The organism is Paenibacillus sp. 1_12 (assembly GCF_900114475.1).
Classification (GTDB): Bacteria; Bacillota; Bacilli; order Paenibacillales; family NBRC-103111; genus Paenibacillus_S.
Genome location: NZ_FOTE01000036.1, coordinates 16,388 through 36,899 on the forward strand (window position 1 = coordinate 16,388; position 20,512 = coordinate 36,899).

General features: G+C 48.4%; 16 protein-coding genes and 2 pseudogenes. 3 read left to right on the top strand and 15 right to left on the bottom strand.

Going from position 1 to position 20,512, the window contains the following annotated elements; all coding sequences use genetic code 11:
• Positions 1-31: 31 nt before the first annotated feature.
• From ald to BM210_RS32690, 7 genes are all read right to left on the bottom strand, one after another.
• Positions 32-1,156 (bottom strand): alanine dehydrogenase, encoded by a 1,125-nt coding sequence (gene ald / locus BM210_RS32660; RefSeq protein WP_091176863.1) that lies wholly within the window; start codon positions 1,154-1,156, stop codon positions 32-34.
• A gap of 13 nt (positions 1,157-1,169) precedes the next feature.
• Positions 1,170-2,615 carry an aldehyde dehydrogenase family protein gene (locus BM210_RS32665; RefSeq protein WP_091176882.1) on the bottom strand — a complete coding sequence of 482 codons (1,446 nt, stop codon included), beginning with the start codon at positions 2,613-2,615 and terminating at the stop codon, positions 1,170-1,172.
• Positions 2,616-2,758: 143 nt separating this feature from the next.
• Complete coding sequence (locus BM210_RS32670) at positions 2,759-4,387, bottom strand: type 2 periplasmic-binding domain-containing protein (RefSeq protein ID WP_091176864.1); 1,629 nt, start codon at positions 4,385-4,387, stop codon at positions 2,759-2,761.
• A 47-nt stretch (positions 4,388-4,434) separates the two neighbouring features.
• A complete protein-coding gene (locus tag BM210_RS32675) occupies positions 4,435-5,322 on the bottom strand; it encodes a carbohydrate ABC transporter permease (protein WP_091176865.1) in 888 nt (295 codons plus the stop codon).
• A gap of 14 nt (positions 5,323-5,336) precedes the next feature.
• Positions 5,337-6,284, bottom strand: a complete 948-nt coding sequence (locus tag BM210_RS32680) for an ABC transporter permease (RefSeq protein ID WP_091176866.1) — start codon at positions 6,282-6,284, stop codon at positions 5,337-5,339.
• Between the two features lie 30 nt (positions 6,285-6,314).
• The gene (locus BM210_RS32685) at positions 6,315-7,262 is read right to left on the bottom strand and encodes a BadF/BadG/BcrA/BcrD ATPase family protein (protein WP_091176867.1); all 948 of its coding nucleotides are present in this window, start codon (positions 7,260-7,262) and stop codon (positions 6,315-6,317) included.
• 9 nt (positions 7,263-7,271) lie between these two features.
• Complete coding sequence (locus tag BM210_RS32690; RefSeq protein ID WP_091176868.1) at positions 7,272-8,372, bottom strand: SIS domain-containing protein; 1,101 nt, start codon at positions 8,370-8,372, stop codon at positions 7,272-7,274.
• A gap of 523 nt (positions 8,373-8,895) precedes the next feature.
• Between BM210_RS32690 and BM210_RS32695 the strand changes: the two genes are divergently transcribed.
• Positions 8,896-9,591, top strand: coding sequence for a response regulator transcription factor (locus tag BM210_RS32695; protein ID WP_091176869.1), 696 nt, complete (start codon positions 8,896-8,898; stop codon positions 9,589-9,591).
• A 496-nt stretch (positions 9,592-10,087) separates the two neighbouring features.
• Here BM210_RS32695 and BM210_RS32700 read toward each other — a convergent pair whose 3' ends face one another.
• From BM210_RS32700 to BM210_RS32710, 3 genes are all read right to left on the bottom strand, one after another.
• Positions 10,088-11,122 (bottom strand): BadF/BadG/BcrA/BcrD ATPase family protein, encoded by a 1,035-nt coding sequence (locus BM210_RS32700; protein WP_091176870.1) that lies wholly within the window; start codon positions 11,120-11,122, stop codon positions 10,088-10,090.
• 157 nt (positions 11,123-11,279) lie between these two features.
• Positions 11,280-12,377 (bottom strand): exo-alpha-sialidase, encoded by a 1,098-nt coding sequence (locus BM210_RS32705; RefSeq protein WP_091176871.1) that lies wholly within the window; start codon positions 12,375-12,377, stop codon positions 11,280-11,282.
• A complete protein-coding gene (locus tag BM210_RS32710; protein ID WP_091176872.1) occupies positions 12,374-12,919 on the bottom strand; it encodes a DUF4364 family protein in 546 nt (181 codons plus the stop codon). Before BM210_RS32710 ends, BM210_RS32705 begins: the two co-directional genes overlap by 4 nt.
• 315 nt (positions 12,920-13,234) lie before the next feature.
• Here BM210_RS32710 and BM210_RS32715 point away from each other — a divergent pair, with 315 nt between their 5' ends.
• Positions 13,235-14,194, top strand: coding sequence for a D-2-hydroxyacid dehydrogenase (locus BM210_RS32715; protein WP_177238141.1), 960 nt, complete (start codon positions 13,235-13,237; stop codon positions 14,192-14,194).
• Positions 14,195-14,807: 613 nt separating this feature from the next.
• Here BM210_RS32715 and BM210_RS34510 read toward each other — a convergent pair.
• Positions 14,808-14,948: pseudogene (locus BM210_RS34510) on the bottom strand (IS5/IS1182 family transposase); the annotation flags it as partial.
• Positions 14,949-14,975: 27 nt separating this feature from the next.
• A complete protein-coding gene (locus tag BM210_RS32725) occupies positions 14,976-17,303 on the bottom strand; it encodes a glycoside hydrolase family 9 protein (RefSeq protein ID WP_091176875.1) in 2,328 nt (775 codons plus the stop codon).
• Between the two features lie 382 nt (positions 17,304-17,685).
• On the opposite strand from BM210_RS32725, the gene BM210_RS35220 reads away from it, so the two are divergent.
• On the top strand, positions 17,686-17,853 hold the full coding sequence (locus tag BM210_RS35220) for a hypothetical protein (RefSeq protein WP_177238142.1): 168 nt from the start codon (positions 17,686-17,688) through the stop codon (positions 17,851-17,853).
• 196 nt (positions 17,854-18,049) lie between these two features.
• Here the strand turns inward: BM210_RS35220 and BM210_RS32730 are convergent, their stop codons facing one another.
• From BM210_RS32730 to BM210_RS32740, 3 genes and pseudogenes are all read right to left on the bottom strand, one after another.
• Complete coding sequence (locus BM210_RS32730; protein ID WP_091176876.1) at positions 18,050-18,928, bottom strand: hypothetical protein; 879 nt, start codon at positions 18,926-18,928, stop codon at positions 18,050-18,052.
• 938 nt (positions 18,929-19,866) lie between these two features.
• Complete coding sequence (locus BM210_RS32735; protein WP_371263578.1) at positions 19,867-20,052, bottom strand: transposase; 186 nt, start codon at positions 20,050-20,052, stop codon at positions 19,867-19,869.
• A 100-nt stretch (positions 20,053-20,152) separates the two neighbouring features.
• Positions 20,153-20,512 (bottom strand): annotated as a pseudogene (locus BM210_RS32740) (IS3 family transposase); the annotation flags it as partial.

A 20,512-nucleotide genomic window follows, 5' to 3' on the forward strand; every position in this document is an offset into this window, starting at 1 on the left:
CATTGCGCTCCCTATTTCCCTAGGATGCGGTTTATTTGGTGTTTACTAGTAGGATCTTCTCGTAAGGAACGTAAGGGAAACCGAGATCTCTGGCGACCGGAGCGCAGGTGACCTGTCCTTCCGTCACATTCAAGCCTTTGGCCAAGGCAGGATTCCCGTTCACCGCGCTTGCCAATCCCTTGTCCGCGATTTCTAGGACATAAGGCATCGTAACGTTGGTAAGTCCGATGGTGGAAGTCCGCGACACCGCACCCGGCATGTTGGCGACCGCGTAATGAACAACGCCGTGCTTAATATAAGTCGGATTGTCATGCGTCGTCACACTGTCGACCGTTTCAAAAATACCTCCCTGGTCTACGGCAACGTCGACGATGACGGAGCCGGGTTTCATCGTCTTGACCATTTCTTCCGTGACGAGTCTGGGAGCTTTCGCACCGGGAATGAGCACCGCTCCGATGACCAGATCCGACTCCTTCACGCATTCCGCGATGTTCGCCGGATTCGAGATCACCGTGTTCACGGATTTTCCGAACAGATCATCCAACGCGCGAAGCCGATCAGGATTGGAATCGATAATCGTGACGTCTCCGCCGAGCCCGATCGCGATTTTGGCCGCATTCGTTCCGACGACGCCGCCGCCGATAATTGTCACCTTGCCACGTTTGACTCCCGGGATGCCGGACAGTAAAATTCCGATTCCTCCGTGCGGCTTTTCCAAAAATTGCGCGCCGATCTGCACCGACATTCTGCCGGCCACTTCGCTCATTGGGGTAAGCAATGGCAATCTCCCGCCTGTCTCCACCGTTTCATACGCAACAGCGGTAACACCGCTATCCACGAGAGCTTGGGCAAGCTTACGCTCGGCCGCCAAATGCAAATACGTGAACAGAATCAGTCCTTTTCGAAAATACATATACTCCGACGGCAACGGCTCCTTGACCTTGAGAATCATCTCCGCCTGCGACCAAACATCGGATGCCCCTGCGATCTGCGCCCCAGCCTTCAAATAATCCTCATCCGCAAAACCGCTGCCTACTCCGGCACCCGACTCGACGAATACATCATGACCTCGCCCGACCAAGTCCAACACTCCGGATGGCGTAATGGCGACACGATTCTCATTATTTTTGATTTCTTGTGGAATCCCGATGATCATGGTGAATCCCCTCTCATTTACCGGCATGCGTTATATTATGGTTAATCATGATCAACTTCATTTCCGTCATTTCCTCAACGGCATATTTGACTCCCTCGCGGCCCACGCCGCTGTCTTTCACGCCACCGTAGGGCATGTGGTCCACCCGAAAAGAAGGCGTATCGTTGAGCATCACACCTCCGACATGCAGTGTTTTTGCCGCGTAGAAAGCATTATGCATGTTCGAGGTATAAATGCCGGCTTGCAGTCCGAAGCGCGAGTCGTTGACGTAATTCACGGCCTCCTCCACGGATTTCACCTTATTGATTAGCACGACAGGCGCAAAAGCTTCCTGGCAGGAAACTTTCGTTTCCGGATCGACTCCGAGCAAAACCGTAGGCATAACAATATTGCCTTCAGCGGTTCCCCCTGTGGCGATCACCGCACCGTTCTGTTTGGCTTCCTCAATCCAGCTCAACGTTCGCTCGACGTCTCTCCGGCTGATCAAGGCGGAAAGATCGGTCCTTTCGTCCAGCGGGTCTCCGATGGTCAGCTTGTGTGTCTCCTCTACGAACTTGTTAACAAACGCGTCGTAAATCGCATCATGAACGTAAATCCGCTGTAGCGAAACGCACACTTGCCCCTGGAAACTGAACGAGCTGATGACGCAACGGGCAATAATTTCGTCGATGTCAACGTCCCGGTCTACGATCAACGCCGAATTCGAGCCGAGTTCCAAGGTCACCCGCTTTAACCCCGCCCTGCTGCGAATTTCCATTCCGACTCCCGGACTTCCCGTAAACGTCACGGCTTTGATACGCGGGTCCGTCACGATCTTGTCGCCAACTGTCCTTCCATCCCCCGTCACAATATTTAATGCTCCGGCCGGAAGACCGGCTTCAGCAAACAACTCCGCTATCAAAAACGAACTTAGCGGGGTTTGCGAAGCGGGTTTCAAAACGACCGAATTGCCCGCTGCAATCGCAGGCCCGACCTTATGGGCGACAAGATTCATCGGAAAGTTGAATGGCGTAATGGCACCGACGGCTCCCAGCGGCTCCCTGACGGTGTAGGCTGTCCGGTTTTCCCCGCCGGGCGCGGCGTCAATCGCGATTTGCTCACCGTGAATGCGCCTTGCTTCCTCCGAGGAAAACTTATAGGTCATGATCGTACGCTGCACTTCCGCGCGGGCCATGGCAAGCGGCTTGGCGGCTTCCACGGCGATCAGCCGGGCCGCCTCCTCGGCTCGCTCGGTCAGGAGCGATGTGACTTTACCCAAAATTTCGGCTCTCTGATGGCTCGGCATCGCAGCCATGACCTTAGCGGCACGATCAGCGGCGGCGATTGCAGATTCGGTCTCCTGTATCGTAGCTTGAGGAATTTCAGCGATCGCCTCCTCTGAGTAGGGCGATTTCAGAGTCTCATAGTTTTGAGCTTCAAACCACCTGCCGTCAATGAATAACTTCTTTCTTCTGCTCACTTCACATCGTCCCTTCGGGGTACTTAAAGAAATATTAATCCCTGTTGCGGGTTTATAATCCTGCAACAGGGGGCTTCTTGTTTATTGTCCGTTTTACCGGATCAAGCAAATGGAAAGGTGTCTTTGACTTTTCTCTTTACATCCTATTTTTTCTTCTTCATAGCGGTAAGCTCATCCAGAACAGGCTGAATCAGAGGCATCTTTGCTTTAACCCAAGCGTTCCAGTTGGCCTCTACATTAGGTCCCTTCAGGACAATTCCCGCTAATTCTGTAGAAATGTTCATGACAGCGCGGGTACGTGCAGGTGAACTATAAAAGTATACGTCTGGGTCGAGTTTCGCAAAAATCTTCGGATTTTTGGGATCAGTGAGCTCTGTTTTCTTAACATACTGATTGCGGGCTTTATCGCGCCAAATCTTCGGCAATGACGGATTAACCAACGTAAAATTGTCACGCAAAACGAGCAGAGGCGGCCATAAGTTCGGGACACTCTTGTATTTGTCAGAAATTTGGAGGTCCCCGTTCAAGTTAACAATCGTGCCGTCGGGCTTCTTTTCCCAGTCTGTGCCTTCAATACCCAAGTTAATTAAGAGCTGCCCTTCTTCAGAAGCGGACTCGTTGAGAATGTCGAGTATGCGTTCAAACTTGGCATCGTCCAGTTTCGGGTTGAATATAAGACTACCAGCGAAGTTGGGAATTTCATTGGCCCGATAAGTGCCGTTTTTATCCGTAAAAAACGAAAAGTTCAACGACTCGTTAGGATCAACGCCTAAATTCGATTTCATAAAGCTGGCCTGCCGGGTGCCCACGGAGCCCATACCGGCGGCGGCATTCATCGCAGAAATCCCAGCGGTATACGTTTTCGCTTCAGTTTCCGCTCCGTATGGCAGATTGTAGAACTCAGGATGCAACAGCCCCTCATCATAGGCCTGCCGCCAAAGCTTCAACCCTTCCAGAATCTCGGGCTCGGCGAGTCCCCACTGAAACACGCCGTTAGCGTCCTGGTAGAACTGAGAGACCTCCTGGTAATGTGTAGCGTTGGGGTGGATAAAGATAATAGGAAGCTCCGATGTGGGAATGGTTATAGGAATCAGCGCCTTGCCTGCTTTGCCGGGATCCTGTTGCTTGATCTTCCGCGCGATATCCATGAGTTCAACAGTCGTGTAATACTCCTTTATTTCGGCACCAACGGCACGGAACCAATCCGCGCGGTACCAAATTCCCGAGTGATTGATCAGTGTATCAACTGGATAGTTCTTACCCATGACAGGCTTAAACAGAATATTCTCACTGCCCACTTGATCCGCAACATATTTATTAATGCCTGTCATATCTTGGGCTGCGGCGAGGTTCGGCCACTTTTTACGCCAGCCGTCAGGCAATTTCTTAAGCAGTCCCTGCTTTACATAGGATACATACTCTGAATGATTGTAGTTCCAGCTCCCAATATCGGGCATATCGCCGGAATTTATCATGATTCGAAACATTTCATTGTTGTTATTTGAGGGTACGGGAAGTATCTCCCAATCAAAATTGAACTTATCCTTCCAGATTTTTGCAAAGACATCGTTGTTTACGTCAAGGTTGTTATTGCCGCTGGCATACGAAATTTTCATATGCTGGGCATACTTATTTTGTTCTTTCGCCGTGGCTTCCGACGACTTCGGTGCGGATACAGCCGGGGGCGTAGTCCCACTTGAAGAACATGCCGAACCAATACCGGCCAGCATGACCGTCACAAGCAGAGACGGTATTGTTTTTGTTTTTTTCATACAAGTCCTCTCCCTTTTTAATCATATTATAACGCGGCGGATTGTTGTTATTTTATCGCGCCGATCATTATTCCTTTTACAAAGTGTTTTTGCAGGAACGGGAAGAACAGCATAACCGGAAGCATGGTACATATGATAGCGGCTGTTTTTACTCCCATAGCGAAATTTGTCTGTGCCAGCTCGATAGTGTCCCCACCGCTTGACATCAATTGAATTTGCGTATCGATTACAATGCTTCGCAGCACCAGTTGCAGCGGATGAAGAGTCCCTTTTTGAAGAAAAATCATGGCGTGAAACCATTCATTCCAGCGGTCCACTGTGTAGAACAGGGTTATTGTGGCAATTACGGGCGCGGACAGCGGCAAAACAATATTGGCAAGAATCCGCCATTCCCCCGCTCCGTCCATCCTCGCCGATTCCATAAGCGAATCAGGCAGGGCTTTGAAAAAATTGTGCATGAGAATCATGTAAAAGGTACTAATTGTGTTTGCCAAAACAACAGCCCATAAATTATTGGGCACCAGGTTCAGATCCTTCATTAGCATATACAAAGGAATTATTCCGCCGTCAAAAATCATAGCGACCAACACAAAGTAGAAAAGGATTCTGCGCCCGGGAAAATTTTTGCGGCTCATCCCATAAGCAAAACTTATGGTAAGAAATAAACTGAGCGGTAAAGACATTGCCAGGATCTTCAATGTATTCAAATAACCGCTGGCGATGCGCCCGTCCTCAAATATCCGTTTATACGAATCCAGCGTCGGTTCCATTGGGAAAAGCAGCAGCGGGTTTTTAATGTATTCGGTCTGTGATGTAAAGGAAATCACGACAACGCTATAAAACGGGAACAAAACTATAAATCCCCATATAATCAGAATAGCTGGAATCACATAATCGCCTATCGTCCGTCTTTTCAATCTTTTAGTTAATTTCATATGTCCCTCACCTTCTAGCCCAATAATCCTTCTTTGCCCATCAGCCTTGCTAAGCGGTCAGCCAGCAATAAAAATGTCATATTAACTACGGAACGGAAAAGGCTTACAGCCGTTGAGTAAGAAAAATCCGGCGCGCTTTGGAATGTGATTTTATAAATATACATATCCAGCGTTTCAGCTACGTCGCGTACCGCTTCATTGCTCAGATTGAAGATCTGATCAAATCCTGTGGACATCAGATTGCCCATGGAGAGGATAAACATAACAATGATAGTGGGCATAATACTGGGCAGCGTAATGTGGAATATTCTTTGAAACCGGTTCACCCCATCAATGGCCGCGGCTTCGTATTGCTCTGCATCAATGCCGGCTATAGCCGCCAGGTATATGATGGCCCCCCAGCCTGAATTCTTCCAGACCTCAGTAATGTATAGCATGGGGACAAAAATGGGTTCATTCCCCAAAAAGTTAAACGACTCAAAGCCAAACGCCTTCAAAATGCCGTTAATAAACCCGTCATAAGACAAAACAGTAATCAGGACGCTGGATAGTACCACCCATGATAAAAAATGGGGAAACGTGAGTATCGTTTGCAAACTTCTTTTCATCTTTAGGAAAATCACTTCATTTAAAAGCAGGGCAACTACAATTGCCATCGGGAACTGAAAGACCATTCTTCCCAGGTTGATTTCCAAGGTACGATATACCGATTGGATAAACGCCTGATCCAGAAATATATATTTGAAGTTCTGCATGCCAACCCACGGGCTGCCCCATATTCCGCCGCTCGCCTGATAGCTTTTAAAAGCTAAGGTAAGTCCACCCATGGGTCCGTAAGCAAAAATGATATACCAGACAATGCCGGGAAACAATAAGGTGTAAATCACCCTGTTTTTCCAAATCAATGCCATAAGTTCTCCGAATTTTTGCTTTTGCGTTCTTTCCGTAAATGAGGTACTCATATTTTGGCCTTCTCCTCTCGGTTATTTTTCCTAAAGCTCAGTAATAAATGGTATTCCGCCGCCTAAATAATCCAAAGCCATCCGCGCCGCACTGTCCGCGCCGTCAATCTGTGGGTAGATCAAGCTGGAATTGGGGTATTCCTGCAAAAAGAGCCGCCTGTACTCATCCGCAAAGATCGCTGAGTCATGAAATACGCTACCCCACATTCCACACAGAAAAGCAGATTCTTTTTCAAATTCCAGTTTCTGAACCACATTCCGCGACACATTGATGAGTTCCCTGGCACCTTCGCGCAAAATATCTATGGCAGCCTCGTCGCCATCGTTTGCCGCGCTATATACCAGAGAGGCCATTTCAGGCTTAATCAGATTGCGTCGGAGGCTGTTTGCGCACTTAATCAGTTTGTTAGAGTCAAATCCGTGGAAGTGTTCGATCATATTCATAACCAGTTTTGTCGTAGGAACGCTTTCATCCACCCATTTTGACATATGCTTAAGGGCCCTAACGGCGAGCCACTGCGCGGAGCCTTCGTTGCCCATAATTGTGAGAGGATATCCTCCTGAGCGCGTTATTTTTCCCGCTTTATTCCGACCGACCACAATAGAACCCGCGCTTGAAATTGCCACGACGCCGACGCCACCCGTCGCCCCGTATAGCGCTACCCTTCCGTCGTTCATACAGAAGATGGGACAAGGAAAGCCCAGTGCTGCGTAAAAACTCTCCACGACTAAAAGATCCCCGGACGAATCAATGCCCACCGCGCCGACGACAACGCATTTGCAGTCCTCTATTTTACCGCCGAAATCATTCAAAAGAGCTTCGGTCACTTCGGATACTAAGCGTCCGGCTTTTTTGGCTCCGACTATGGAGCGATTGATCGTGCCTCTCGATTTTTCCGCCAGCGTTCTTCCTTCCAAATCCTTTGCTTTAATGACGTATTTTGTCATCCCGTCGTCTACGCCGATTACATATTTCATACAGAACCCTCATTTCCCCGCATCCGGCGTCCTAGTGCCCATATCAGAAGTTATTGAACGTACGGCAGGGTGGCGGACAATCCCCAATTCCTGGGTTAGTAGCGCCGATATAAGCTGTCCAAAATAAACATCCACAAACGGTGACATGAATTTACTGTCTCCCGCATTCAACCGAAGTATATGATCACCCTGCATGGAACCGGTTCGATCAATAATGTAACTGTTTTTGCTGGCCTTACGAGTGATGTCCGCTAGTTTTTCCATCCTGACGCTGTCTTTGTCTCCAGAATTGAAGAGGAATAAGGCGGTTTCCTCATTTATACAAAGAGGTGGGCCATGCAAGAATTCCTCAAACTCATATCCAGCGCTGGGTAAGCAAAGGGTTTCCAACACTTTCAGCGTGTCTTCCTCGCCCACGGCCGCCGCCGGTCCCTTACCCACAAACAGGAAATGCCGAGCGGTTTTCAAATCGTCTAGATGAGCGCGGTAAAAGTTCTCACACGCCTCCAAGTTTTGCTCGCCATATCCTATAGTTTTTTCTAGCAGGCCGATTTCTTTGCCATACCCTGCCTCGCTTAAATTCCCGCCTAACAGCGCGGCTTCGAGCGCCGCAATGTATAGGCAAAGCACCGTTCCCGTAAAACCTCTGGTTTTGGGGCCCACAGTCTCCTCGCCCACCGAGATGTCTACAGATAAATCTGCAATGCGCGCAACGGGATTGTTATCGCCCGCTGTAAACGATACCGTCGGAACTTCGCCTCGCAGCTCTTCCAGCAAAGCCACGGTATTAGACGACTTACCGCTCTGAGAGACCACCAGAACAAGCGGGCGCGAACCTCGGATGACCGGCGGCTTGCTGGGCGGTGCGCAGGTTATTTCCACCCCCAAGGTAGTTTCCATATATTCACTTGCCGCTTTGCAGGCATTCAGGCTGGAACCGCTTCCAATCAGATAAACCCGATCCGGTTTTAGTTCGTTATAAAAACGTGCGAAACCTCCAACTATTTCCTTTCTTCTAGAAAGCAGTCCCTCCATACATGAAGGCTGGCTGCGATAATATCTGTACATCTCCCGCAACATATCATGATACTGCTGCATTACCTGTTCCATAAGTTACATCCCCTCGATTAGTTAATTTTTATAATTTCACTCTATATTTAAGTGATTTTAATGTAAAGGATGAATAAACTTGCGATCAAGACCTTTTCCCCAAGAACTATTACGTTTTTCGCTGGGTATTGATGTTAATAAATTAATAATATAGAACATGTTTTGTGCATTAGGACTAAATTAACGCATTATCAATTGGAACTTTTATGCTAACTTCTATTTGTCAAGTATGAATTTTCATAATTGCTTTAAGACTAGACTTTTTGGATCTATATTAATAGAATAGTATAGAATCGAATCGTTCTTAGGCTTTCGTAAAAAAAGTACACGACAAGGCTTGCTGCGTATAAGATGCCAAATAACACCGAACGCGACCCACGCTTGATCGGTACATACTAGGACGCCCTTCATTTTATATTGATTCGTTATTTCGTTCGGCCTTGAATACGCTTACCTGACCTTGGATACGGTTACTTTTTACGAACTAAATATATTTTGGGGCATTCGTCCGGAGGGTGATGTTATGAAGACGACTGTTAACCATATAAAAGTTCTAATTGTGGACGGCTCGGAACAAACGCGGAATAAGCTAACGCGCATTCTAGCTAATAATCCGGCTATTGCTTTGGTTGGTTCTGTTGGTAACGGGTATGAAGCGGTGGCTTTCGCTGCCAATAGCGCCCCTGACGTTGCGGTAATGGATATTGAAATAGAGTCCAAACTCGCGGGGCTTTACGCTATGCGCGAGATCATCAAGCTGCGGCCAAATACCAAAGTTATTATCTATACAGTCCAGAATTCCGACTATTACATCTCCAACGCGTTTCTATTCGGCGCGTGCGACTATCTCATAAAAGGCGTCTCTGAACCCGACTTACCCGACACCATAATACGGGCTGCGCAAAACCGCTCTATCATACACCCGGAAGCCTCGGAGTATTTGAGGAAGGAATATATCCAGTTAAAAAACGCCCAAGAGAACCTTTCTTATACTATTCAGGTAATTCTGAAGCTCACCCCGTCAGAAATGGATATACTGCGCATGTTGCGATCCGGCATGAAGTATAAGGAAATAGCTGACGTCCGCTTTATTGAAATGACGACAATGAAGACCCATATTTCAAACCTTTTAAGGAAATTTGACAAAAAGAATGTTGTAGAGATGCTGGAAACCATTGAGAGTACTGGGTTCTTTTTGCTGGTAGACAATTCAAAATAGAAGCAGGGCAGAATATAAGAAAACCTCTATCGAGGTCTTACAAAGAAGAGCGACCGTGTTTTACATGTAGGTTTTCTTGCAATATCAGAATGTTCAGCTCCGCTGAAAACTTATAAATTCTGGCATTATGAAAAAAACTGCCCTACTCTTCTTATTACCTACACAGGTAACCATAAAATGGACACTTTGGAAAAAAGCGTTCAGTCTGTGGGTACCTTTTTTGTATACCCGCAAAGAGCGGTCTCTTTCGGATGTCAAGGTATTCCTGGGCTTGCCTTGCTGACCGACATTCATACCTCCCTTATGGCCACTCAGAGACAGCTTCTCTATTCACCCTACTCCGATGCTTCACTAGGAGAACACCTCTCCTATAACCTGTCCAATCGCCTCACACTGGACATAAGTATCAGTGGAGATTAAAAAAAAGATGACCCCTGTGCAATACGTAATACAGGAATCATCTATTGTTTGCTGCCTAGGCATAAACCAGGCTTTTTTATACTTCCGCCCCCGCATATCCGATTTCCCGGAAAAGCTTCCGTTCGGTGCAGCAACGCTCAAGCGTTTTCATAACGTCTTCGGGTATACCCAGCGGATAAATGCGATCCAGAGCCTGTAACAACGCCCCGACTACCGGTTCGAACCTCGCATTTATACAGTATGCCCCGGGTATTTTTCCCTTGAGGTGTTTTTCAATAAGTTCCAGAATAATGTTGTCGCCCTTACACACGCCTCCCGAAATGACCACAGGCAGCGGCCTGTCAACGATATTCAGTTTTTTTGCGGCAACCACTACATAATTAGCCAAAGCGGCGCAAAATTGATCAATGTACTGCAGCGACACGGCGTCTCCGAGACGTATGGCCTCAAAAAGCAACGGGCAGAATTCCTTATACACCGGCTGTTTGGGAGACTCGTCTTCGCTTCGGCCCGTCGTACAGAGCATATAAAACTCCTCTACGGAGGAAAAACCCGTAAAATCCAGCAAAAGGCGCGTTAGTTCGGTTTCCGGTGCAAGGCCGACGCTGGCGTCCACCACAGCGTCCACAATGAAGCGGCCTATGGCTTCGCCGCCCTGATGTATGTTCTTTAAGTAATAGGCATACTCGTAACTCTGGCCGTCCTTGTTATAGACCGCGCAGTTGGCGCCTGAGCCCAAGCAGATGACTGCGCAATCACGCCCGATAATCTCCGTGCCGCCCCTAAGTGCGCCTATGCAGTCATTAAAGTAAGAAATATTCTGGACGCCCAAAGTCTCTCCAAGTTGTCTGACTCCAATGGGAAATTCAAACGACCAGTCCGCTCCGGAACAGTTGGCGGATACCCGCTCTATTTTTGACATGGGCAATCCTGCGTCGGCGAGAGCTTTGTCGGCGGCGAAACGGATACGTACCATTTTAAATATCCGTCTTTCCATCGCTTGATATGTCCAATCCTTATCGTCTCCAAAGCCCAGAATATGGCCCTGGTGGTCGGCGATGATAGCATGAGCTTTCGTTCCACCTAGATCAACAGCTAATATTAATGACATGATTAACACTCCATTTTATTTACTGAAAAAGTGCGTCAGGTATACGCGGTTCCGTGACTCTTCTGTTTCTGTGGTAATAATACTGCGTATACACGCTGGGAACCGCGCCCAGCTTATTGGCAAATTCCGACGCTAGCCTCAGTATTATACTTGGTGCTTACAGCGAGTCCAATGGGATTTTAGCGACGACGGCGCTTCTTACGCGATTCTCCTGCATGGTGAGGGCGATATACAAGAATCCCTCCTGCTCGCAGGCGCAGGGATAAAACCAAGTGCCCCCCCGACCATCGAATTCCGGGGCCCCGCCTTCGAATAACTTATAGACTTTTGTGTATTCCACCTCTCCCGGTTCGGTGAGAGCCATGCAGAGCAGACCTCGTTTAAAGTAGCCCTGATCATTGTTGTAAATCATGTATCGCCTGCCATCGGACAGAATGCCTGCGAACATTTTGCAGTTTCCGACCGGCATGGAAATTTTGGCCGGCTTTGACCAGCTCTCACCGTAATCCTCGCTCGTAAAGACAAAAGACGCTCCGCTTGTGGGATCGCCATGCTTGCCCTTGTCATTTCGGACATAAGCAGTGATAGCGCTTCCTTGTACGATCAAAGTAATTTCGGGGCACCTGATTTTCACGGCGTCTGGAGCGAGCGGATCATACAAGAAAGAGCTGCGCCACGGCTTCGCGATATCCGCTCCCTGGCTAATGAGCACTGCCGGAAAAGCGGGAGTTTCCCCCTTCAGCGGCATCCAGACGCCCGCAATGTAATCACCCGTATCCATCAGGATTGGGGGAGAATTGCTAAGGAACCCCCCCGATATGACAGAGACTCTTCTCCAATCGTCTAGAGAAGACTGCGGAGCCTCGAACAGGTCAAGAGAAATCGACAGATTCTTGCCACCCATCTCGGTGATCAGTGAAAACAGTTTGTCTTCGTGCACAAAGAAGCTCGCCGGCACAAAGTGCTCCTCGGCGCTACCGATCTCGCCCACCACGTTGAATACCTCCGACCAGCTCTCCCCTCCGTCCTCGGAATAGCGCCCCCGGATCAGGGAAGAACCGCAGATCTCCGCGTCGGTGGAGTTATACCAGCCCAAATACAATTTGCCGCCGTGCGAGGTGATCGTGCAATCGTGAAGAAAGGGCAACAGATCGCGCCGTCCATCGTGCGCGAGTATCCTTGTCATGCCGCCGGGATAAGGCATTTCGGATGGTTCGGGGTAAGGGAGCCCCTCCTTCCAGACGGGTAGTCTCATGCCTTCCCCTCCTCCGGCCGACTTGTCCAAAAGCCCGGCTCCGGCTCATCCCCGGCGATGGCCTGCCATACGGCGTCAAATGCGCGCCCAGAGTTGCTCATCCATCCGGAGCATATTTTTTTCGCTGTGTCGATATCCCTGACGATAATATTAATTTTGATGACAATCCTTGCGCCATCGCGGATAGAAAGGAATACAGGAACAACCCCAGTAGACGACTCGGTGTACTGGGCAATATAGTCTTTTTCTTGCTCAAAGACACGCTGGTACTCCGCGCTTTTGGCGGCTACGTCCGCTTTTATCTGCGCAAGCGACGCGTCGTCGCTCACCAGGGTTCTGCCGGCGTCCGTGATTTCGTAAACAACGCCACTCAAATTCACGGCCTGGCAAACAAGTCCTTGCTCCTTGAGAGAGGTAAGCGGCAGCTTGAGATCGGTTTCCGCGACAAGGCCTGTTTCAAATAAAAAACGTGAAAGGTCTCCCACACTCAGCTGATCCATTTGCGCCAATGCGCACAGGATATACGGTTCTTGGCTCGACATGACGATCCATCCTTTCTTTGTTGACAACGGTTAGGGCACACATAGCGTTCCTCCCCTATTGTTGAATTATAGGCATATACGCTGGCGCAGTCGAGAATGAATAATTTCACTCCGTTTTCTCCCGATTTTAACCAGATACCCCCCCGATATGCGTTTATCCGTGTTTCTTCACCGCCAAAAACCGATTTGGTAGGAGATTTTATCATCCGATTTTAAATCAACTTTTAGCTATAATGTAAAGGCTGAGATATGTCCTTTCCGGAATTGCCGGACAAAGGCGCACTCCATTATCAACTGCATGGGAGGAATGTACTGATGAAAAAGACCCTACTTGTCATGATGGCCTTTTTACCTGAATTTCGCGCTAAACTGGAGGCGCAGGCGCCCGGGCTCGATATCGTTTACTGCGAGAAGCAGCCCCCCTCCGAAGAAGCGCTCAAACGGGCCGCCTATATTTGGGGGAACCCCAACGAGGAGCAGCTTTCCCTGTGTGAGAGATTGGAATGGCTGCAGCTCTTGACAGCCGGGCATGACCGGTATACACGGCCGGGCGTGTTGCCGAAAGGCGCTTTGCTGTGCAACTGCTCCGGCGCTTACGGGCTTGCCATCTCCGAATTTCTGCTTGCCCATACGCTCGTCCTCATGCGCAAGCTTCACCTGTACCGCGATCTCCAGCATGAGCGCAATTGGAGGCATCTGGGGCACATCGGGATCGTAGCGCGCTCTTCCGTGCTGGTCGTCGGCATCGGCGATATCGGCGGTCGTTATGCTCAAAAAATGCATGCGCTGGGCGCGAGGGTTTTCGGCATTCGCCGGCATGTCGACGAAAAACCCGATTATCTGGAGGCACTATATCGTATGGATCAGATTGACGACATCCTGCCGCAATGCGACATTGTAGCTCTGTGTCTGCCGAACCACCCAGACACGGAGGGCCTTTTCAGCCGTGAGCGCATCGATAAAATGAAGCAAGGGGCTTTCCTGCTCAATGTAGGACGGGGTTCAGCCGTAGACACCGAGGCGCTCTGCGACGCGTTGGAAAGCGGTGCGCTGGCGGGCGCTGGCCTCGACGTGGTGGAGCCGGAGCCTCTTCCACAAAGCCATCGCCTGTGGGGTATCAAAACGGCGATGATTACTCCCCATTGCGCTGGCGGAGACAAATTCGGGGAAATCTATCCTTCCATCATCGAGGTCTTGTGTGAAAACCTGCGCCGTCTGCAGGCGGGTGAACCCCTGCTTAACCGTGTTGACACTGAAACGGGATATCGCGTGTAATTGCGTGTAAAGGTTAAAAAGCAGCTTTCCCGCGCTCGTATTGCGGGGGAAAGCTGCTTTATGCAAGACTAAAAGCGCACGATTCCGACCAGACCTGCTTGCAATGAAGTCGTCGCCGATCATGAAAGTGCGCGGAAGCGCCCGTAGCGCCTTTGTGTGTGAATCCCCAATCGTTTTCTTCCAGCAGGTCTTCGACATACACGAGGTCGAAGGTCTCGCTGAGGTATTTGGCGCAGGCAATCATCTCATCACGAGCCGACCCGTTTCCCTCCCAAAAGATACGTGCCGGAGGCCGCGTCGTACATCTCACTGGAGGCTTGTGCCCCAGGTACCGCCGCATCACTTCCATTAATTCGCCGAAAATTCTGACACCTATTTCCACGGCCTCGTCAATGGTAAGCCATGGCATCAGGACGAACTCATTGAGCGGCTGCCTCAGCTCGTCGAACCTTTTAAGGAAATTTGACAAAAGAGTGTAGAGATGCTGGAAACCATTGAGAATACAGGGTTCTTTTTGCTTATAGACAATTCAAAATAGAAGCAGGGCAGAATATGAAAAAAACTGCCTTGCTCTTCTTATTACCCAATCATTGATTCTATCAATTCAGACTGTTGTAAGGTAGCCGGAATCTAATGCAATTGCTTCTAACGTATTCATAAAACCAAACTTCTCGACCTGATGCTTAAGCTGTTCAACGTACGGAACCGAATCATGGACATTGCCTGGCGTGATGGGAACATCCGTAACGATGTTGTTACTCAAACCGTTTAATTCAGCCGGTCAGATGCCCTTGTAAACCTCTGCAATACTCCACATCACGCGCGCAGTGCTGCACACCCATATCTCCTTATAGGTCGGGCTTGACTGCATAGGCATATAGGGCTCGTCGTCATTCTCGAAGGTCTCGAAGCCGACAGGAACTGCGCCCACAGGCTGGCCGGCGTAACCACCATTAAGCAGCGGGTAGTCATAGCCCTCGCCGTACATGGTGCTCATGACGAAGGGGTTGAAGCCCAGAACATATTCCAGTTGCCTGGCAGCGATGTCATAAAGCTCTCGGTCGCCAAGGAACCTTGCCAGGGCGAAAACGTTTTTGGCCTTGCTCAGCAAGGTCGCATGAAAGCCACGGAATTGGTAGGACACCGGAAATCTGCGCAGATATGTTTTTTCGTTCAGCTTGATCCCGTTTTTCACCTGCGCATTATATTCTTCTACCGTCGGACCGCCAATGTCCTTTGCCCCCTCGTGCGACATCTTGGAATAATCGGTGTTGCCCACTTCGTATACGCCTGCCGGCAATATGCCGTAGGGCTCCATTACGTGTGCGGTTTCCTTGATGTAGTCGGTGTAAGCATCTACGCACTGCCTCCACAAACCCGCATCAGGGTGGTCCGGCGCGTCGGCGAGCAGCAGTGTGAAGCCCTTCATGAAGAAATGTTCATAACTGCGGTGGTAAAAGCTGATGGGCCTTGTTTTATCACGATCTTCGTAGAAGTAGCCGTGCAGCGGAAGGGAAAAGTCCGTCCTGCGCTCCAGCTGCTGGCATTGGGCCAGCTGCCGCGCACGGTTCGCCGCCGCGTCAAGAAAGCGTGTCTCGCCAGTCACGCGGTAGAGCATGGCAGCGGCGGAAGTGGCCACTGCGATACGCTCAGACATCAAACTGTTATCGTTCGAAGTTTCAATCGTATCTTCGGCAAAGAAAAAGTCTTCACCGGCGCACTTGACACACCATTCGTAGAAATTCCTGTCCCACTTGTAGAACGGCGCGCCGTAGGCGCAGGTATAGGCGGCGGTGTAGTTGTGTATGGCGGTATTCTTTGCTTCCCCCGTCATGTCGTCCTTATCGCCGCAGTAATTCTTGGTCCAGATGGCCTTAGTGAGGCTGGCATGGCGGTAGCCATCGCCAAAACGGGTGCGCATCGCCCAGTTCAGTCCCCAGCGGGCTTCCTCCAGTACGCGGTCGGAAAGGTCCGGCTGCGTTTCACGGGTGGCGTCGCCGAGGTCCAGCATGGCGACAATTACATCTGCGGTTTTATCTATAGCCTGCGATAAATCTGCAGCATCGTGCCAGCCGCCATGTATAGGTACAGTGCGCCCGTCGGGGTGTTTGCAGAAGGTATCGAGGTGGCATTCTATGTGAAGCTCCGGTACTTCGAAGCCGCAGCGCTCGGTGAAGAAGAAACTCAGGCTCTTCCATGCAGCGCCAAGGAAAGCGTCCGGGCCTATGGTGAATGGTTTGGAGGAAATATCGCCCACGGTGACGGTATAAAAACCCGGAGTCTCAAAATCAGTAAAATCCAGAAGTCCGAAACCATTCTCACAAGTTTGAACCTTTCCGGTGTATACGATTTTATCTTTATCGTCGGTAAGGGTAAAGGTTTCAGCATCGGAGCCCTGTACCAGCGCCTGTTTGCGCGCATCACTCAGGTAGCCGCTGTGACAGTATGCTATGGAACCTACTGGAAGGTCCCAGCCGCGGCTCTTTTCGGGTTCCACCACTTCAAGGCGCAGATCATCGATATACAGTGTCCTGCTTTCCAGGGCATTCACAGGTGAGCCGTTCATAACTGTGCCAAACGAGATTCCAGTGACCTTGTCCCGGTAGATGTCGGGCAGCTCCCAGATAATTTGTGTCCATTCGCCGGGTTTGATAGAGATGTCATGGGTGCCTTCAAAGCGTCCTGGTACGGGCATGATGTGCTCTCCCGCATTATGAAGGGATACTTTGACGGAATAGGTGCCTAGTCCGGTAGGCTCTGCATAAGCCCAGAATGAGATGCGGTTGTATTCATAGAGATTCTCGTTTGCAACAGGGTACATGAAGCCAGCTTTGCCGAAGCCGCGGTTATTAGGGGCTATAATTTCGGTAGAATTGGGGAAATCCAGCCGAATGCTGCCCTTGCCGGACTTGGTGTTTTCAAAATCCTTATGCATGGTGCCGAAGCCTATGTTTCGCAGATTGTCAAAGTTCTCGCAGAGAGGTAGATCACGGGTTTTCAGAATGGGCTTTCTGCGCCAGCGCTCAAACCCCGAATCAGATTCGTCCACCTTCATGGAGCGGCGGATATACCGGCTCTCCTTGAGCTGGTCTTGTAATGACTGATACATAGTTGTACTGTCCTCCTTTATATTGTTGACCTGTTATTTTATAAAGAAAGTATGCTAATACACCGTCTTTCCAACAGGCGCATTCACCATACTAACGCTTATTGTATTGGGACTCGGTAAGGTTTGTCGAGGTTGATTTTTCTTGCGAATTTTCTTAAAAATATTACCCTGATCATTGCACCCTGTTAGCTATTTTCCATTTTTTATACACAATGAAGAAATAAACAGTCAAAAAAGTATGAGAAAATCTAATCTTCTGAAAAGATAGCTTAGAGAGCTTGTTGGTGAATCGTGAAAATATTTGTCCAATAAAGTGAAGTAACAGGAAATGGTAAAAGCAACAGTGAATGAACCATTCCAACTATTGGAATGAGGGATGAGCATGGGTGCCTTTACAGATATCCTGAAAGATCGCTTTACCATAGTCCCGGCGATTCGTGACGACGAACATGTGGCTCAGGTTGTGAAAACAACCAAAACAATGGATATTACCACCTCAATTGACTTGTTTGAAAGACAGCTGAGGATGAGGAGAAATGGGAGAAAATAGCCCGTATTGGCGGCGGCTTTATCTGCAATGCCCCACCCAAACAGCTGCACGACGGAATACTAGGGGCATCTGTATATCTCCTGTACGCTCCGCGAACGGGATAACATCTGCAGCGTCGCCATTGCCAAAGTTACAGTGGAATCCCTGTAACAAGAGAGGTGGGACCAAGGAAAACCGATAAGGGGCAATAGTTCTTTCATATGTTGTCAAAAATCCAGGTGCGCTGCCATGTATTACTTTGACCCGGCGCAAGCTCCAGCTTGTGAAAGGTTTCTACGCTTACTATATGATCTGCGCACCACATCGTCATGCCGCAGATATCAATCTCGTCCTTTACGTCTATACGGGCACCAGAGGCTTGATTTATCATCGACCATTCAAATATTTTGGGGATGCCTATTTGTATCTCTTCCAGCGTCACCTTTGCAGAGGCAGGTGAGGGTGAATATTGCTCAAAGCTAAATCCATGTCCATCACCTTTTATATGCCCGTTTAGCACGTTTTTCCCCATATCTTTGATCGAATCCATTCGTATCTTGTAATCCGGTCCAAGGGCCATTGAGTTGATTGAAAGAAAATTATGGCAATATTCGCGGACGCTTATAGGCTTTTCTCCCTCGTTTTTAACCGTGATTTGCATTATGAGCATGTTATCCTTAACCAATATATCTTTCTTTTGGCTTATTGCATAGCCATTACAAAGTAGCGGTTCCGTTATGAATCTGGCGCTGCCCTTACTTTCCTCAACACGAATCGGGTACTGCTCAGCTTCGTATCTTTCCCAGAACTTATACGGTGCGTCTTCGAACTTCTTCAAAAGACCGACGCCGAATTTGGGAAAAGGCTCACCTATTTTTGCCTCTTGGCTGACATCGAATAAATATTCGCTGCAAAGCCCGCGTCCACCGGAAGACGGATGAGAGAGATTATTAGGCTCCGTGGTGCAGAAACGATGCACTCCATCAAGCACGATTTCGGTTATAAACCCCGCCCGGTCGAAACGCGTAGTTATATTTGGTGCTTCATTCGGGTGTGCAATCTCAACACGCAAACGATCTGATTTTATTTCAAACATCACTTCTGCTCCTTTTTATTTTTACTTTTGTGGTAAACCTTCATTGCATAAGATAGCAGAATACAGGGTCACCATTCTGCGTTATTCACGCATATTTTCGCATCCAGAACACTAGCTTAGATGACATCTGGTTGGACATATAATGGAATTCTGTTCTCTTGCCCATAACAAAATGTACTGTAATTTGAAAAAAATAACACGACAAACCCATAATGTCGAGGATGATTATTTTCGCTGTGTTTAGGATTCGTGAGTAAGAATTTATTTTTTATATGCTTGACACTTGCAGGTTCACTTTATTGTAATAAGATATTTTCCGGTATATATTTGAGGAGGCGTTTGAAGTGCGCGGGTGTTAAACCATAACATCTGGGTGAGGATACCCCCACCTTGGACCCTTATACCTTCTGGCAGATCACAATACCGTTCTCACTATCCTATCTGTACACCTTAGTTTTAATAGGGGATGGAATTCTGCGAATTCACGAGCTTGCGTGAGAAAATCAAATCATATTGAGGGAGTTCAATGCCCTTCCCGGTCTAAAAATTTATTTTTGAGATACAACTTTATTTTCTCAGTAAAAAAGCCAAAAGGCTGCCCAATACATCACCCACGTTGACATATTGATCAGCCCTTGGCTTTTTCTGTGAAAAGAAAATATGCACTCATGGTGGGCTTCGTCTTTAAAAGTTGAAGAATAGCAGAAAAATGGCAACAGGATGCCCGGGAAGAGAAAGATTCGATTCCAAGGTTTACAAGTATAAAAGGTGGAAATACTTATAAGTTTGGCATTTTAGTAAAAACATTCTCGATATAAACTTGTTTGGTTTATAACATTTGATAGAGAATAACGAGCATCTTTTTCGCGAGTGCAACAAGTGCTTTTTACTTACCTCGTCGAGAGGCTAAAGACCAAAATTTAGCAGACAACCGGGGATTACGGGTTTTGGGGGCTGCCCAAGCAGCTTCGCACAAGGCTGTTTTGATGTGGGGATTTCCTTTTACCGTGCGGGTACTTTTTTTGACCAGCGCTTTCGTGATTTCCTGGTGCTACACCAGCCCAAGAAGTGAGGTGAGCTGCCGTTGGGAATTGATCCATGTTATTCCCCATCAATTCGCTCATCCAACTGACGAATTGATTCTTCTTAAAATGCAATTTCGTTCCAAAGAAAGCGGATCATAAATAGTTGGTGCTCATCGAGTGTTCCGAATAGGGAGTCTGTCTCATTTGGTCTTGTAGCGTTGAAATTTCGATCTAGGATGTTTGGAGCAATTTTACCAATTATTCCTTTATACAAGCGATATTTTTTCATACGAACGATGGATTTTAAGCCAAGTTCACGCATGATGCGCTGCACCTTTTTATGGTTCACTAATTGCCCTTCATTGTGTAGCTCGTCTGTAATACGACGGTATCCATAACGGCCTTTATGCTCATGATAGACCGCTAAAATACGAGATTTTAAGTCCGTATCTTTGTCTGGACAATCCATTGTACTTACCCAGTAATAGTACGTACTACGTGGAATCTGAGCCAGTTGCAGTAATGAAGTAATGGGGTACTCTAGCCTTAGTTCAAATAC